Raw genomic sequence first — 15817 nt, forward strand, 5'->3', positions numbered from 1 at the left:
GCAGCACCGTAGCAAAGAAATCAGGAAAACCGGACATTTCTATTTAGCGTTGACAAACAACCCGAACATTATTGATTTTTTATCTTATGCAAGGTATAGTGCTCCGCTTTCGGGGTGTAGCGTAGCCTGGTAGCGCGCCTGCTTTGGGAGCAGGATGTCGGGAGTTCGAATCTCTCCACCCCGACCAGTATATCTTAGTGGTACAGAGTCGAATGGCTCCACAGGAAATTGTGCCCGTAGCTCAACCGGATAGAGCACCAGCCTTCTAAGCTGGGGGTTACAGGTTCGATTCCTGTCGGGCACGCCAACGACATATCTTGTAAGTTTTACCCCGTGGTGGCTGTAGCTCAGTTGGTAGAGTCCCGGATTGTGATTCCGGTTGTCGTGGGTTCGAGCCCCATCAGTCACCCCATATAATCAAGCAGTTTCAGGTTGATGCTGGCTTACTTTGTAAGATGAAACGCTGTTTTTGTAAGATCATTTCACCGCTTTGGATTTTCTAACGGCCCGACGGTCGTACACTTTGGCCGGGATGCTCTCGGTTCTGTGGCCAGTCAGCTCACTTGCTTTTCTTCCATCCTCGATCAGATCTGTGACTGCTTTTGCGCGGAGGTCATGGAATGTGAATCGTTCATTCCCTTGTTCTACCCACTCTTTCATCAGTCGTTGCCACATCGCTTTGAAGCCTTGCGAGCTGTATGGCTGGCCGACACGACTGTGGATAAGGTACATCGATGTCGTTTTACTGGGCAGCGCCTTACATTCTTCCACGATGGCGCGCAAGATGGGTGTCCATTCAACCAGCGTGGCCGCACCACGCTTGCGCTGTCCGAACAGGATGCCTTCGTCGGTGATCTGTGTTTTGTGCAGGCGCAGCACCTGCGCCTGAGCCTTGCCGGTGAGGTAGGCGATGCGTGCAGCTAGAGCGATTCTTAGTCCAGCATCGCTGCTTTCTTTACGTTCGCTGTCATTTTTTAGGTGGCCGTTGCTTCGGCAGAATTCGACGAAGGCATCAAGCTCGACATCGGTGATCATGCGGGTGCGCGATTCTTCTTCGTTGCGTTGTACGCCGACACAGGGGTTGTCGCGTACGACTCCCTGACCACGTGCCCAGTTGAATGCAGCTTGCAGGAATGATACCTCACGATTGGCGCGCACCGGCGCCACTTTGCCACGGAACTTATGCAGGTATGCCCACACATGGTGTGGTTGTAGGTCTTTTGGCTGCATGGTGCCGTAGGCCTTTTTGAGATTGACGATCTCAGCCTCGTTGTCCTGGAGTGTGCGCGCTGATCGTTTGCCGCGCTGAACCTGTTCTCCCACTTCTTTCAGATAATCATCCAGCAGCTCGCCGATCGTGCCGACGATGCTGCGGCCTTCTTCTAACTCCAGCAGCTTGCGCTTAGCCGTCAGTAGGTCATGGCCAAGGTTCATACGTTCGTTGGTGACTGTGATAGTGTAATAGGTATCCTGCCGCTTGCCCTTGTAGACATACAGGCGCGGTGGCAGGGGTGATGCAGTTTTTCGGCGTCCAACCATTTATGCTGCCTTAGACTGTTTCCAGTATGAAAAATCCGGTTCAGTGTCCGACAAAGGTTCGACGCTGGCAAGCCCGAGTCGTTTCTCAACAAAGGCGCGTAGCACGCGGGGCTTGCCGCTGATAGTTCGCTCGAATGGGTATCTGTGAGCTTCTAACCAGTGCGCTTGATAATGCCCGACCTTATAGCCAGTCAATTCATGCAGTTCATCGGCTGTGAGAAACAGTCTCACTTGATTACCTCAAGATGTGCCGCGCAACATGCGGCTGGGGGTGGGTGATGCATAGGCGCAGAAGCCATGGTTTTGTGCTTGTTAGGGTGGGTGGACCGCTCAGGCATCCAGAGAATGCTTGGCGGGCGATTTTGGTCATAGTTGTTCGCCACAGCCACAAAATGCCAGTTGATGCGCATTCACTTCCAGCAAAGTTATCAATAATGATCTCGCTCTTTATGTCGAACTTGAGTTGGGGCGAAATCATTTTAGTCTCCCCGATTTTGCCTTGAGCGCAATAAACCTGATCTCATCAAGCACCTTGTCCGTCTGTTGCATGGCCACACGCATTGCCACAGCTTCCTCAAGCGGCGCGGTGATGTCGTGTCCTTCGCTGCACAGTTGATTAAGCAGCGACATAAGTGGTGACTCGAACTGTGCCTGGTCTGACAGCATGGATAGCGACAAGCAGGCCTTGCCATCGTCCGGTGCAACAAAGTGCGGCTGATCGAGCATGGCGCGCGGGTATTGGTATCGCGCACCAGGCAACGCATCGTTCGTGGATAACGCGGCAAGAAAAGTAACTGCATCAACAAAACGCGCTGCGGGCAACTCACTGTAGCTGCCAATCTCGAAATGATCGTTGAAGCGAATCCAGATATCGGCGTGAGTCGTATCGGAGTTCCCCGAACGCTGGGAAACGATCTGCCACAAGGCTTTCTGTTGGACGAGGGAGAGTGCGCTGGCATCTTGCGGTATGGCGCAGCCTTCTGCCTTTCTGATAGCGGGAAGAATTTCCTCTGTCAGCATCGCTTCAAAGGCATGCTCCACTTCTGCGCGGGAGTTGATGATCAGGCGGTAGAGGTTCCCTTCGCTGATGTAGGTTAATCCCGGATTCTCACTTTCAGCATGTGGGTCGCGTTTCGTGACACCCTTATCACGACAATATTTTTCGATGGCTTCGCTATCGTTGGTATAGCCGAGAACAGCACAAACATCACCGGCAGAAAACCACGTCTCACCGTTATCATCGGCGAAGGTGTAAATTTGAGTGCCATTAAAACTGAACATTGCGGAGGTGGCGGAGCTTGTCATAGTGCTAATCATTAGATTTTTTCTCCATGCCTCACAGGCGGATAATCCATTCAAATACCTCGCTACCGTTATCTATGAAGGTATGTGGTTCGCGCTGGGTCATGTAGCACAAGCGCAATACATTCATCAGGTATTCAAAATTTTCCGGGTCGAGTGTTTCAATATCGCTCACATCCGCCTTGACGCGATAACCGTTGTAGAGTGAAGCGAGAAACTGTGCGAACACGCGCGAGTTACCGCAATCGCGCTCCGCCCACCTGACGCAATGCTCAAGGCTCTTGGTACATTCCTGAATCGTTGCATGGCGCACATTTTCAGCTCGCTCCCATGAATCTGAGCTCATAAACGCCATCAGCTTGGATCGCTCACCCTCTTCGATAGTGAGGCTGAATGTCGCCATTTTGGATGGAGCTGAAAGCATGTTTTTCCCGGTCATGTAAAAACCCTTGTGTGCTGGATCGACGAAAAGTATAGTTTAACTAAACATTAAAAGTCAATCATAAATATACTATATGGTGAATTAGTGTAAATATTAACTAATCATTTGGGTGTTATGCGTATTCGTGCAAAGCAGGATCCAATCAGAACAATCGATGGTTGCTGTAGCGCTTTGGGGCATAACTTCCGTGCAAAAAATGTTTTTTAGGTGCGCGACAGGGTGGGGTGATGACAAAAATAATTGCTTAGATCACAGGATGAAAGGCAAGCAACTTTGCAATGGATGCGGCGATGGTGGGATCAAAGGCTGCAACAGGATAGCAAGTGCCGGACGGCAAGCGGAATTGGCTCGGATGATTGTCGTGTGGGATGAGTGTCGTGTCGGATGAGTGTTGCTATCGGGAATGATGCCGAATAAGGCGAGAAAAATTTTAATCTCTCCGGGTTCAATTCCCCGCCCCTTGGGGCGAAGGCTGGCTGAAAGCCGGCAGCTTGGAGAGCGGTGTTAATACCCCGCTGCTTGCGGCGGGGTGCTTTATTGCTCGGGCATAAAAAATGCCAATTTACACTTGTGGTTCAGGTGTGGACACTTGCGGGTAAGGTGATGCCGTCTTTGCTCAATGGTACGGCGGGAGCGTGATCAGCAAGGGGCTAACCTCAATCAGGCGTTGGTCTTTTGTCTTTCGCCGGTTCAAAAAAGCTTGAGCTGAATCTGAAGCACGAGGATGTTATTTTGTACCTTTGAGTAATTTTTCAGGCGAGATGAGTTCAGCATATACACCCCCTTCTCGCGTTAGCGCTGCAACTGCGCTATCGGGAAGTGGCTGAGCCACGGCAATCAGCTTCTGTATCGACGGTCTGGTAAGCGCAAAGTTGCTGTCAACTTCACCGGCAATAAGCCAATCAAAGGAAAATACCAAGTGCTCTCTGAGCGCTACCAAGCGATCCGTTGGCGGCGTAGCGATGCCTATTTCCCATTGGGACACCGACGCCTTGGATACGCCACACAGATCGCCGAACTTCTCCTGTGAAAGTGTGTTGCGTTCGCGCAACTGTCTGATTCTGGCACCGATAGTCATTTGTAAATTGTACAACATTTCTACAAACGAAAAGTAAAGTATTAATTGACATTGCTATTTAGAATAAATATACTTTGACGGTGGGTTCGTCAATTATAACTATTCTTATGTCGGCTGAAAGAGCTTGGCAATACGAACGGCGGGTGTTACGTGAACAACGATGCAACCAAATTAGGCGCGCACAAATCAGGTGAGGGTTGTTTTTCCAGTTGTCTCCTCCACACCTCATCTGAGTTACTGCGAGGGGTAGGGGTATCCCGGACAGCGACATTGCTGCGCGCCCCCTTTTAACTGCTTACCAATGAGTGTCAAAGTCATGAGCATGGTCTTCGAACACTATCCAGAAGGAGGAGGCGAAATGCTCCTTGCATTGGCGTTAGCTGACTTTTCCGATGACGAGGGTGGCAAGGTTTTTCCAAGCATTCCCGCACTCGCCAAAAAAACGCGCCAATCTGAGCGCAGCGTGCAGTACCAACTCCGAAAGATGGAGCAAATCGGCTTTATCTCGGTTGCCGAAATCAGCGCGGGTGGTCGCATCAGGGGAAAAAAATACAAGTCCACCGAATACAAAATTCATATTGAATTCTTCACTAACAGTACAAAAAATACACTTCCTTGCTGTATCAAAGGTGACGATGCAAAAAATGCATCTTCCGACATTCATCATAAGGGTGCAAATTCTGCACCGATAGATGAAACCCTCATGGATACTGGGTACTTGGTTAACGGTGAAAATTATGCACCGCTATTGGAACGGTGCAATTCGGAACACTTAACGGTGCAATCTGGAACACTTAACGGTGCAACAGCTGTTGCACCCAATACATCATATAAACCACCATATAAACCACCACCACAAAGCGCGCGCAACGCCGAGCCGGAATTGCCGGACCAAAACACCGTGGTGGTGGATTTGATTTTTCCTCCATCCATCCAGTCCGGTCAGCGCGATGCCATCCGAGCGTTGCTGTCCATCAGCGCAGTGCCGCCCAGTCACTGGCAGACCCTGATTGACGAGCTGCACGGCGCACAGCTCGTCAAACCTATCACGAATCCCATTGGCTACGTCAGAGGGATGGCAGAGCGCATGTCAGCTGGCTCATTTACAGCGGAACGAGCCCCGATGATTGCCGAGCAGCGCAAAAAACGCGAAGCCAATGAGCAACAGGCAGCCACTCAAGCAAGAGAATACCCGGATCACGGACAGTCATTTCAGGCGCAATTAGACCGCCTGCCGCAGCGCATTCGCGAATCACTTACCAGACTGATGAAGCAAAGTGAAGGAGAGTTTGAATGGACGAAACCACACGCAAAGACATCGCAGACTTGAACAGGAGATTCCTTTACCTTGCCAGGCAATCAGCCTCAGACGAACAATCTAATCTGCTGGCGAGCATGCCAAGGCTTGCGATTGAGCTAATCAAAAGCATGACGCTTGACGAGCTTGACGCACTTGCAGAAGACATGATCGCCCCATGCTTCACGTTCAAGTTTGACGATGCGACATTTCGCGCATTGGTTGAAAGAAAAACCACCAGACGTGCGTACATGACAAATATTCTCGTCGCGCAGTCACAGGTCTGATGAATACCAACGACATCTTCATCAGAAACCATATCAGCGCTACCACGCTGGTTCGCGAGGGCATGCGCATTCCGCTTGTACACGCCATGACCGGGGTCGCCTGGCGATCTTTGCGCAAGATTTGGCAAGACACATACGGCGACGCCACGCCGCTACCGGGAAGGATGCCAGGCAATACGCTTTCGTACATCAAGCAGGGGCAGACATCGCTCTTGTTGTCCACATTAGTGGCTGTGTATTTAACCGTAGAAAAGAGAGCAAACCCACCAGCCGCATCACAAGCCGAGATGTTTATTCAAGCGTGGGAATCAAGAAAATTATTTACCAAAAGAGGAATGGCGATTGACATCAACGCGGCATGGTACGCAATTAGAGACGTAAAGGCCGAACTGGTGTCTTGGGGAAGATGCAAGCAATGCAAAGCGACATACATCTTTGATACCGAGCTTAGGGAAACAAGTAAGTGCCCTTATTGCGGTGAGCGAGACATAAAAATCATTGGACCGGGCAAGCAATGAGAAAAAAATTACCAGCCATCGTTGCCTGTGTGATGTTTGCCCAGATCGCATATGGACAGGCAGATAGCGCCTGCTTTGAGCAAGCAGCAAATCGTTATCGCGTCTCAGCTCAGATTCTGAGGTCAATCTCGCGCGTAGAGTCTGGTGGAAACCCGGCAGCATTCCATCGGAACGCAAATGGAAGTTGGGATATTGGACATATGCAGATCAACTCTGCCTGGCTGCCGACTCTTGCCAAATACGGGATCACCAAAGATCGCTTAACAAATTCGTGCGTCAACACCTATGTCGGGGCTTGGATATTGGCAAACAATTTTCAACGTATTGGGTATGGATGGAACGCTGTTGGTGCGTACAACGCAAAATCGCAAGATAAAGCGGCTGCATACGCCAGAAAAGTTGCAGCAAACCTGCGCAACGAAGAGGTCTCAATTGATTAAGCGATGCGCAGCGGTCTTGATCTTGGCGATGGCATTTTCAACCCTGTTGGTGGGATGTAATAACTTATCCAGAGAACATCCGGACAGAATCGTCAATGTCGATCCAAGTATTGGGTATCTGGACGGCAAATTCCGCATCTGCCGAGAAAATTGTCCGAAGCGCACAGAGAAAGTTCTGGATGATGCTGACTACGCAGTGATGCAAGCTCCACCGGTCAGCATCCAGCAATCCGAACCGCCAATAACGCTGCCCGTCAGTATCGCAATACCTGCCAACGAACGCGTCGACATTTTTATTGTGCAATTCGAGTTCGGCAAGAGCATACCGACCCGTAGTGGGTACAAAACCATCGCCTTGCTTACCAAAGCAGCCAAACAAACAGCAGTCGCCATCGAGCTGATCGGCGAAACAGACGATATCGGTACACAAAATTACAACGACAAGCTGGCTTTTAACCGTGTGAATTTTGTGGCGCGCTGGCTTAGATCGCACGGGGTGAATGCCAATATTTCTGTTGAAGCACAAGGGGGATGCTGCCACCCAGCACCATATGACACGACAGAAACGCCGTTGCAGGAAAAGCGCCGTGTGCAAGCAAAAGTGCAGCAGACAATCGAGAAAGGGGGACGCACCAGGAAATGATTATCGACAACCGTAGCAAACCAACTATTCAACAATTTACCAAAGGATTTAAGAATGAAAAATAAATTGATCGTTCCGCGTATTGCCCTTCTGTGCGCGATGCTCGGCATCCCAGCTTTCGCCTTCGCCGGTACAACGGGGACAGAATTCCTGGCTCTGTACACCTGGATCAACGGGGTGGTTACCGGTTACCTTGGTCGTGCCATTGCAATGGCATCGGTTGCCATTGGCGCGCTGATGTCTGTTGCCAAATCAAACCCAATTCCCATTCTTGTCGGAATCGGCTTTGCGATTTTCTTGCAATACACGCCAACGATCATCACCGGCATTTTGACCGCGACGATCTAAGGAAAATGCGATGAATGAGACTGGCTATATTCCGCGCACATTGGATAAACAAGAGCAATTCCTGTTGTGGGATATAGACCAGTTCATCGTGGCCGTATTGCTTATCGGCATTGGTCTGTCATTGGGAATGATGGTCGGCGGCATTGTGAGCGGAAGTTTGGCAGCTTGGCAGTACGGCAAACTCAAAGCAGGAAAACACGCAAAGTTCGCTGTCCACTCAATTTATTGGTGGATACCCAGCAGACTGTTTGTCAAAACTGCCATCACACCCCCGTCACACGAACGCTATTTTTTTGGGCTAATCCGTGATTTCAGATAAATACATTTCCACGAGTAGCAATAAATCCAGCGAGATCACTTTTCTCAGGCTGGCGGTAGGCGTTCTATTGCTCATCATTCTTGTTGAGGGAATGGTTCTGCAAAAAACTCTGGGTATGGAGAAGACGGTAATCGTTCCCCCGGTAATCGAGAAGAGTTTCTGGGTATCTGGCAACGAAGTATCCAAAAGCTATCTTGAACAAATGGCTTACTGGTATGCGGGATTGGCATTGAATGTAACCCCTTCCACAGGGGAGTACCAGAAACAACAGTTTCTGCATTTCGCAACGCCATCCGACACCGGGCGGATTGCCGCAGACATGGCATTGCGGCTCGACTTTTTGAGCAAAAACAACACATCCACGCTCTTTACAGCGCAAACATTGAATACGGATGAAAAATTGATGAAGGTGGCCATTGTTGGCGATTTGGATACCTTCGTGGGAGACAGGCGTGCAAGCGCCAGACGCACGGTATTTGTGATCGGTTTCAAGTATCTAAACGGGAGACTCTATGTCAGTGAATTCAAGGAAACAAACGAACAGGATATGTTTGGTACTGGCGCTGCTGGTAAATAGTTTTCAGGCTGGGGCGGCCCAGATTTTGTTTCAGGGATCGCCCACCGAATCAACAACCGCCACGATATCTCGCAATGAGCCCAATCTGCTCAAGGTGGACGGTCGCAAGATCAAACGCGTCTATGGGACAGAAGGCATGTTTACGGTAACGCCAGAGCAAGATACAGGTGTGGCTTGGCTAAAACCAACCACCGACAAACCACTGATGAGCATTTTTATTACCGACGACACGGGTCAGCACTACAAACTGCTGTTGAAGGTAGAAGACATCCCGGCTGAGACGATCATCATAAGGGACAGCAAAGGCCATGCCCAGCTATCCATGGGTATTAAAAATGAGCCGCGAAATGAAGAAATTTTGAACACCATCATGGCGCTCCATGACGGAGAAGGCGACCTGATAAGCGAGCTTATCCCATTGTGGAAAGGCATTAAATTCGAGCTTGTCAGGACACTTGATCTAAGAGGGTTGCGCGGGGAAGCGTACCAGCTGACAAACACATCAGACAAGCAAGTCGTCATGGATGAGCGTGAGTTTTACCGCGATGGTGTACAGGCCGTGTCGATCGAAAAAATAGTCCTGGAAACCGGTGATTCAACAGCAGTATTCGTCCTCAGCGAGGGCAAGTAATGTCCAAACTGTCAGAGAAGCTCGCAAGCCTGACACCCAAAGCTCGCCAGTACATCATGCTCGGCGGGGCCGGGACGGTATTCCTGGGATTGGTGGCGGGTAGCGTTATGCTTTGGTATAACCAACCTGCAGCTCTGCCCAAACCAACGATTCAACAACAACCCACCAACATCTCGGCACCCGGATCATCGGTTGACCCCAAAGATGTCTGGATGACGCAATCCACCGCGCAAATGAAGCAGATGGATGATGTCATCAAGGACTTGAAACAGCAGATGACAGAAATGGGGACAAAGGCATCAGCCGTATCATTAACTGATAAACAGCAGCAATCAATTCTGCCGCCGCTTCCGCCAATGCCACCCGCAGCAGCATCGCAACCGTTGTCTGGCTTAACGCCATCAACAGACAAGCTTGAGCCGCCCATGCCAGTTCCGCAACAAGATAGAGGGATCGCCTCTTTTGAAGTTAGCGGCAACCAAGAAGCGAAGCAGGACCCGACATCATCGGACACAAAGAAGGGTTACGTGCCAGCCGGATCGTTCGTGCGTGTCGCCCTTCTGGGGGGTCTCGACGCACCAACGGGCGGACAAGCGCAAACCAACCCCCACCCAATTCTGATGCGCACTCAGGACAATGCATTTTTGCCAAACCGCTACCGATTTGAAATCAAGGAATGTTTCATCTTGGCATCCAGTTATGGCGACATCAGTTCCGAGCGAGCATTTGCTCGACTTGAGAATTTGTCATGTGTGCGTCGTGATGGCAAAGCAGTAGATATTGCGGTCAAGGGTTACGTCGTTGGCGAAGATGGAAAAGCAGGGATGCGGGGTAGGTTAATCAGCAAGCAAGGCCAGATACTGGCCAACGCATTGCTCGCTGGCATTGGCTCAGGGATTGGGCAAGCGTTCCAGAATAGCGCGACCACACAATCCATCAACCCGCTTGGCTCAATTTCGACAGTCAATCAAGGGCAGCAATTCAAGAATGGGATCAGCTCCGGAGTGGGCAAAACACTCGACAGGCTCAGCCAGTATTACATCGATCTCGCAGAAAAATTGTTCCCGGTGATTGAAATTGATGCCGGGCGAACGGTTGAGGTGATTTTCACCAAAGGTTTTGCGTTTGGGGAAGGCCTTAATAGTGAACAAGAGGGGACATACACCGACATCTGGATGCGCGGCAGAAGGGCACTAAATAAATCTATCGATCCATCTGAATAATCAATTGATACAAGGAGAGCACATGAAGTTCAAGAGTTTAGTTATTGGTGTGGCCGCTGCTGCCATTTGCGTCACGACCGTGTATGCCGCTGACAGTGAAGAAATTGCCATGGAAAAAATGTTGCATGGACTCTATCCAACAACGCAAATTACCGGCGTGCATAAAACGGGAATAGGCGGACTTTTTGAAGTAGATATGGGCAAAAACATTGGCTACACAAACAGCGATGGTCGCCTCTTTATTTTTGGCCACATCTTCGACATGAAGACCCAGCAAGACCTGACGGCACAACGCCTCGACGAATTAAACGTGGTGAATTTCTCGGAGTTGCCGCTCAAGGATGCCATCAAGACTGTACGAGGGGATGGAAGTCGAATCCTGGCTATCTTTTCGGATCCAGATTGTCCTTATTGCAAGAAGCTGGAGCAAGAATTGCTCAAGCTGGACAACGTGACGATTTACACCTTCTTGTTTCCACTGGATGGACTCCACCCGGATGCGTCGAAAAAAGCAAAGTTGATATGGTGTTCCACCGACAAATCGGCAGCATGGCGTGACTATATGTTGCACGACAAATCGCCGGCGACCGACAAGCGCTGCGACAGCCCGATAGATCGTAATGTCCAGCTTGGACAAAAGCTCAATTTCAACGGCACGCCCACTCTGGTAGCCGCTGACGGTCGCGTACTGCCCGGAGCGGCACCGATTGAGCAGATTGAAAAATGGCTAGTCGGCAAAGGAGGCAACTGATGCGCTCCCCCATTGCAACCATATTGCTGCTCTGCATCTGGCTGCCCGGATGCAGCATGGTTGGTCTTGATGCCCAAAAATCGTTCTCCTGCAAAGCGCCACCTGGTATTAGCTGTTCTTCACTGTCTGGCGTCTATGCCAACGCGGTGGCGGACAATCTGCCGGGTTCGACCACCAAACAAGTCACTGTTTATGGCAAAAATGATCAAGGGGTAAGTAAGGTTTTGGGTGGAGCACCCACAACCGGCACGCCCGTGATGAGTGTGCCAACAGTCTTGCGCGTGTGGATTGCCCCGTGGGAAGACAGCAGAAAGGTGCTGCACGATCAGTCATTCTTGTACGCCGTTGCAGACCCCGGTCACTGGCAAGCCGCCCACAGCAAGAAAAAAATCGCCGAGCAATACCGTGTATGGATGCCAGCCTCAAAGCAAACACAACAATCTGAATCGCAGCCTGCGCAGCCGCAAAACCAGATGCCTCAACCCCAACAACCACAAACCGCAAACTAGCATGTCATTCGCCACCACACTCAAGCGCGCATTCTTTCACGAGCGATACAGCCGACCGGATGCTTTGCCGCGTAGTCTGATTGAGCGCTTCGTTGCCATGCCGCGACTGACTGGCATACTGCCCTACGTCGGTTGGCTATCTGACGAATGCATGTTTGTTCTGGATCAAGGCGGATTTGGGGTAACTGAACAGTTTTCTATAGGTTTTGCCATTGAGATAGCACCTCAGACTGGTGCGACGGATGAGATGGAAAAGATACTGTCCAGCTTGTTCATTTCATGCCCGGCAGAAACAGGCATTCAGATATCTCTCTACGCCAGCCCCGACATCAGTCGAACGCTGCAAGCCCAAACGGCGTTGATTAAAAACGAAGAGCTCATTGGTATTGCCGAGCGCCGCAACAGGTACTACCAGAGCGGCACAGGCAAGTCTCTGTTAGCAAGCAATACCTACCTGCTCAGGGATTTCAGATGTGTCATCTCTGTTTCCCTGCCGCTTTCGCCGTTTGCACCAACAGAGGTAGAGGAAGCAATCAGGACGCGCGAGAGCATCCACGCAACGCTCAGGTCGGCCTACCTGGATGGGTTTGACTGGACACCGGATCACCTGCTGAATTTTGTGGGCGACTTCTTCGATCACGAGAGGGTGTTCAATTCCGATGCGGATGCCCCCAATACTGATGTAAGGGACAAGCTAGTTGTGAAATACAACCCAGACCGAATAATTCGCGAACAATTATCTAACCGTGAGATTGCATCATGCATCAGCGATGAAGGCATACGGTTTTGCAAGAGCGGCGGAAAAGAAACGGTCATGCAGCTTTTCTCCGTCAGAAACTACCCGAAGTACAGCCGATTAAATCACATGGGCAGCATGATCGGTGATCCTTATCAAACGGCTTTGTCCATGCCATGCCCATTTTTAATCACGATGGGCGCGATTGTGCAAGATCACGAATCGGCAAGAACTTACGCTCAAATGAAATCGGCTCGTGCCACACAGAACGCATCCTCGTACATGGCAAGATTTCAGCCAGATCTTCAAGATCGCAAGCGAGACTGGGATTCTGTGCTCAAGACCTTTGATGAAGGCAAGGGCACGTTACGCATGTACCACCAAATCTGCCTGCTATCGTCTGTTGAAGATGCGTCACGCTCTGAGCACGCAGTCAGGGCAGTTTGGCGTGCGCGAGGTTATGACATTTCGCGCGACTATTATCTACAGCATCAGGCATTCGCCTCATCGCTGCCGATGTCGCTCGCCAGGCCGATGCAACAAGACCTCAATACATTTGGCCGGGTATATACCAAGACCCTCGACAACGCGGTGATGACATCGCCGTTGATCGCCGAATGGAAAGGCACAAAGACTCCGCTGATTACCCTGTTCGGGCGGCGCGGACAAATCATGGGGTTTGACCTGTTTGACAACACGGGGGGCAACTACAATTTTGCCGTAGCTGCGCTATCCGGGTCTGGCAAGTCCGTATTCGTGAATGAAATGGCGTATCGCTATCGCGCAGCCGGTTCCAAAGTCTGGATTATTGATGTGGGACGCAGTTACAAAAACCTGTGCGAACTGATGGATGGCGAATTCATTGAATTTGCTGACGAGCGCCAAAACACGTTGTGTCTTAACCCGTTCTCGATGGTCAGGGACATCAATAACGACATGGAAATGTTGCTCCCGCTACTTGCAGAAATGGCGAGTCCGCGCGAGCCGCTAAACAATTTTTGTTATACCGCGCTCGCGTCCGCCATCAAGCAAGTATGGGAAGAAAAAGGCAGTGACACCACCATCACGGACATCTACGACCTGCTGCGTACCGGGAAAATAAACGATGCAGCCGAAAGAGAGTCGGAGCTGATGCATATGGCCGTGGCTCTCGAACCCTACACAAAATATGGCGTATATGCGAGTTACTTTGAGGGGCGAGCAACGATTGAATTTACCAAGGACTTTATCGTTCTTGAACTTGAGGAACTCAAAAGCAAAAAGGACCTTCAGGCGGTGGTAATGCAAATCATCATGTATCGGATTACCCAGGAAATGTATCTGGATCGCTCCAGGCGCAAGATCGTGATTATTGATGAGGCGTGGGACTTGATGGGTAGTGGCAGCAGCGGGCATTTCATTGAAGCCGGATATCGTCGCGCAAGAAAATATGGCGGGGCATTCGGCACTATTACCCAAAGCGTTGATGACTACTACAAGACCGAGGCCAGTAAAGCGTCAATCAACAATGCCGACTGGCTGTTCTTGCTGCGGCAGAAGCCGGAAAACATAGACCGTCTGGGCAAAGAGGGAAAGCTCGTAATCGATGAATGGATGAAGCGCCAGCTTTCGTCTATTACCACCGACCACGGTAATTATTCGGAAATCTTTGTGCATAGCCCCATGGGGTCTGGAATTGGGCGCTTACTGCTTGATCCGTTCTCGATGATGCTGTTTTCCACGCGCGCCGAAGATTTCGAGCGAATAAAAGTGATGCGCGAGCAAAACGGCATGACGACCGAACAAGCTATCGAGGTACTGCTTAATGAAAGAATTAAAAATGAGAGGCGCAAAGGAACGCGCGAGGACAGACGAAAAAGCTGAACCAACCAGACCTGTAAATACTTTAATCAGAGATCAATATGTCCACCTTCGCACATTTCGTCACCGGGGCTGTCGCGGCAGCATTCGCTATTGCGGTCGTGGCCGGATGGCAGCACTTTCACCCTGCACCGATGATGGCGAAGGTGGACATTATCGGTATTGTCACCTCGCAACAAAAAAGCCTGGCGGCGCAAATGAAGCCCGGCATGGATCAGAAAGCGCAAGCCGAGATCTTCGAATCAGCCTCGCGCTTCGGTAAAAATCTTGATGTTGCACTGACGCGAGTGGCGAGCGAGTGCAAATGCACCATCATCAACTCGGCTGCGATTATCAAAGATTCACCCAGCACCACCTACGATTACACCCAGCGTGTTCGGGAACTCGCCTTGAGTGACAAGTAAACCATGCGCGCTATGACTAGTCTTGTTCTCGTCCTGACGACTGTACTGCTGCCCACAACATCCTCGGCATTGGAGGGGCGAGATTACCTGCCAGGCATGGAGTACTCGTCAGTATGGTCATGCCATGGCCAGGAGAAATTCAACTGGTATTGTGAAGAAAAAGCCCGGCCATCCCCGAAGTCCAAAGAAGCCGACAAGCAGACACAATCAGAAAAGTCCAAGGAGGAGATGGCTGTCGAGGAGCTGGAGAAGATACGCAAAGACCTTGATGCCAAACGTGCGCTCGCGGTGGTACATCCAACACCGGGCAATATCAAAGCGTACATGGCGGCGCAGAAGGTTGAAATTGACCGCGCCAGCTTTTTCGCCGATGTCTGGCGCAGAGTGTTGTGGCAAAACGCCGAGCTGAACTACGAACTGAAAAATCCAATGAACAACTTCGCTATCAAGGTGGCGGCACGGGAGCGCAAGGTCAAGGAAACCAGAACCATGACCGATTTGGCCCGGGAGTGGGGGATATTTTTCTTCTTCCGTGGTGACTGTCCTTATTGCAAGCACATGGTGCCAACACTGCAATGGATCACCCGGCAATATGACATGACGATCTTGCCGATCAGCCTGGACGGGGCAACCATTGAGGGATTGCCACCCTCAGTCAAAGACAACGGACTATCCACCCAACTTGGGGTCGAGGCTGTTCCGCTCTTTGTTCTCGGCAATGTTAAAACTCACAAAATGGTGATACTCGGCGCTGGTGTGCTGTCGTTACAGGATTTTGTGGAACGGATTTACGTGCTGACACAGACCACACCGGGCGATCTATAACGTGAAACTCGCGCAGCGATTCGTTTGCCCCCTCGCCTCCGGGAGAGGGTTGGGGGGAGGGAAGCGGGCATTGCAAGTTTTAATATCA

General features: G+C 50.7%; 20 protein-coding genes and 3 tRNA genes. 18 read left to right on the plus strand and 5 right to left on the minus strand.

Annotation, left to right across the window (positions count from 1 at the left end):
- Positions 1-110 precede the first annotated feature (110 nt).
- The 3 genes from MJ768_RS14005 (at position 111) to MJ768_RS14015 (ending at position 412) form a co-directional block, all read left to right on the plus strand.
- Positions 111-187: transfer RNA gene (locus MJ768_RS14005), tRNA-Pro, on the plus strand.
- A 43-nt stretch (positions 188-230) separates the two neighbouring features.
- A tRNA-Arg gene (locus tag MJ768_RS14010) sits at positions 231-307 on the plus strand.
- Between the two features lie 29 nt (positions 308-336).
- Positions 337-412: transfer RNA gene (locus tag MJ768_RS14015), tRNA-His, on the plus strand.
- Positions 413-477: 65 nt separating this feature from the next.
- Here the strand turns inward: MJ768_RS14015 and MJ768_RS14020 are convergent.
- From MJ768_RS14020 to MJ768_RS14040, 5 genes are all read right to left on the minus strand, one after another.
- Positions 478-1539 (minus strand): tyrosine-type recombinase/integrase, encoded by a 1062-nt coding sequence (locus tag MJ768_RS14020; RefSeq protein ID WP_239292588.1) that lies wholly within the window; start codon positions 1537-1539, stop codon positions 478-480.
- Positions 1540-1770, minus strand: coding sequence for a DUF4224 domain-containing protein (locus MJ768_RS14025; protein ID WP_239292589.1), 231 nt, complete (start codon positions 1768-1770; stop codon positions 1540-1542).
- Positions 1771-2013: 243 nt separating this feature from the next.
- Complete coding sequence (locus tag MJ768_RS14030; RefSeq protein ID WP_239292590.1) at positions 2014-2856, minus strand: BRO-N domain-containing protein; 843 nt, start codon at positions 2854-2856, stop codon at positions 2014-2016.
- Positions 2857-2875: 19 nt separating this feature from the next.
- Positions 2876-3265, minus strand: coding sequence for a DUF7673 family protein (locus MJ768_RS14035; RefSeq protein ID WP_239292592.1), 390 nt, complete (start codon positions 3263-3265; stop codon positions 2876-2878).
- 745 nt (positions 3266-4010) lie between these two features.
- Complete coding sequence (locus MJ768_RS14040; RefSeq protein ID WP_239292593.1) at positions 4011-4379, minus strand: helix-turn-helix domain-containing protein; 369 nt, start codon at positions 4377-4379, stop codon at positions 4011-4013.
- 298 nt (positions 4380-4677) lie between these two features.
- On the opposite strand from MJ768_RS14040, the gene MJ768_RS14045 reads away from it, so the two are divergent.
- Genes MJ768_RS14045 through MJ768_RS14115 form a run of 15 tightly spaced genes read left to right on the plus strand, consistent with a single transcriptional unit; the run spans position 4678 to position 15729 of the window.
- Positions 4678-5691, plus strand: a complete 1014-nt coding sequence (locus MJ768_RS14045; protein WP_239292594.1) for a helix-turn-helix domain-containing protein — start codon at positions 4678-4680, stop codon at positions 5689-5691.
- A complete protein-coding gene (locus MJ768_RS14050) occupies positions 5655-5945 on the plus strand; it encodes a hypothetical protein (protein ID WP_239292595.1) in 291 nt (96 codons plus the stop codon). The genes MJ768_RS14045 and MJ768_RS14050 overlap by 37 nt, the downstream gene beginning before the upstream one ends.
- Positions 5945-6463 carry a FlhC family transcriptional regulator gene (locus MJ768_RS14055; protein ID WP_239292596.1) on the plus strand — a complete coding sequence of 173 codons (519 nt, stop codon included), beginning with the start codon at positions 5945-5947 and terminating at the stop codon, positions 6461-6463. Before MJ768_RS14050 ends, MJ768_RS14055 begins: the two co-directional genes overlap by 1 nt.
- The gene (locus MJ768_RS14060) at positions 6460-6903 is read left to right on the plus strand and encodes a lytic transglycosylase domain-containing protein (RefSeq protein ID WP_239292597.1); all 444 of its coding nucleotides are present in this window, start codon (positions 6460-6462) and stop codon (positions 6901-6903) included. The genes MJ768_RS14055 and MJ768_RS14060 overlap by 4 nt, the downstream gene beginning before the upstream one ends.
- 28 nt (positions 6904-6931) lie before the next feature.
- Complete coding sequence (locus MJ768_RS14065; RefSeq protein ID WP_239292598.1) at positions 6932-7546, plus strand: OmpA family protein; 615 nt, start codon at positions 6932-6934, stop codon at positions 7544-7546.
- A 54-nt stretch (positions 7547-7600) separates the two neighbouring features.
- Positions 7601-7894, plus strand: coding sequence for a TraA family conjugative transfer protein (gene traA, locus MJ768_RS14070; protein WP_239292599.1), 294 nt, complete (start codon positions 7601-7603; stop codon positions 7892-7894).
- 10 nt (positions 7895-7904) lie between these two features.
- Positions 7905-8213, plus strand: coding sequence for a type IV conjugative transfer system protein TraL (gene traL, locus MJ768_RS14075; protein ID WP_239292600.1), 309 nt, complete (start codon positions 7905-7907; stop codon positions 8211-8213).
- A complete protein-coding gene (gene traE / locus MJ768_RS14080; protein WP_239292601.1) occupies positions 8200-8790 on the plus strand; it encodes a type IV conjugative transfer system protein TraE in 591 nt (196 codons plus the stop codon). Before traL ends, traE begins: the two co-directional genes overlap by 14 nt.
- Positions 8726-9421: a TraK domain-containing protein gene (locus tag MJ768_RS14085; protein ID WP_239292602.1), complete on the plus strand. Its 696-nt coding sequence runs from the start codon at positions 8726-8728 to the stop codon at positions 9419-9421. The genes traE and MJ768_RS14085 overlap by 65 nt, the downstream gene beginning before the upstream one ends.
- On the plus strand, positions 9421-10644 hold the full coding sequence (locus MJ768_RS14090; RefSeq protein WP_239292604.1) for a TraB/VirB10 family protein: 1224 nt from the start codon (positions 9421-9423) through the stop codon (positions 10642-10644). The genes MJ768_RS14085 and MJ768_RS14090 overlap by 1 nt, the downstream gene beginning before the upstream one ends.
- 22 nt (positions 10645-10666) lie before the next feature.
- Positions 10667-11395 carry a DsbC family protein gene (locus tag MJ768_RS14095; RefSeq protein WP_239292606.1) on the plus strand — a complete coding sequence of 243 codons (729 nt, stop codon included), beginning with the start codon at positions 10667-10669 and terminating at the stop codon, positions 11393-11395.
- A complete protein-coding gene (locus MJ768_RS14100; protein ID WP_239292608.1) occupies positions 11395-11904 on the plus strand; it encodes a TraV family lipoprotein in 510 nt (169 codons plus the stop codon). Before MJ768_RS14095 ends, MJ768_RS14100 begins: the two co-directional genes overlap by 1 nt.
- 1 nt (position 11905) lies before the next feature.
- Positions 11906-14503 carry a type IV secretion system protein TraC gene (gene traC / locus MJ768_RS14105; protein WP_239292610.1) on the plus strand — a complete coding sequence of 866 codons (2598 nt, stop codon included), beginning with the start codon at positions 11906-11908 and terminating at the stop codon, positions 14501-14503.
- Between the two features lie 38 nt (positions 14504-14541).
- Positions 14542-14904, plus strand: a complete 363-nt coding sequence (locus tag MJ768_RS14110) for a hypothetical protein (protein ID WP_239292612.1) — start codon at positions 14542-14544, stop codon at positions 14902-14904.
- A gap of 12 nt (positions 14905-14916) precedes the next feature.
- Positions 14917-15729 (plus strand): conjugal transfer protein TraF, encoded by an 813-nt coding sequence (locus MJ768_RS14115; protein WP_239292614.1) that lies wholly within the window; start codon positions 14917-14919, stop codon positions 15727-15729.
- Positions 15730-15817 lie beyond the last annotated feature (88 nt).

The sequence above is a fragment of the Candidatus Nitrotoga sp. 1052 genome, from assembly GCF_927312905.1.
Taxonomy (GTDB): Bacteria; Pseudomonadota; Gammaproteobacteria; order Burkholderiales; family Gallionellaceae; genus Nitrotoga.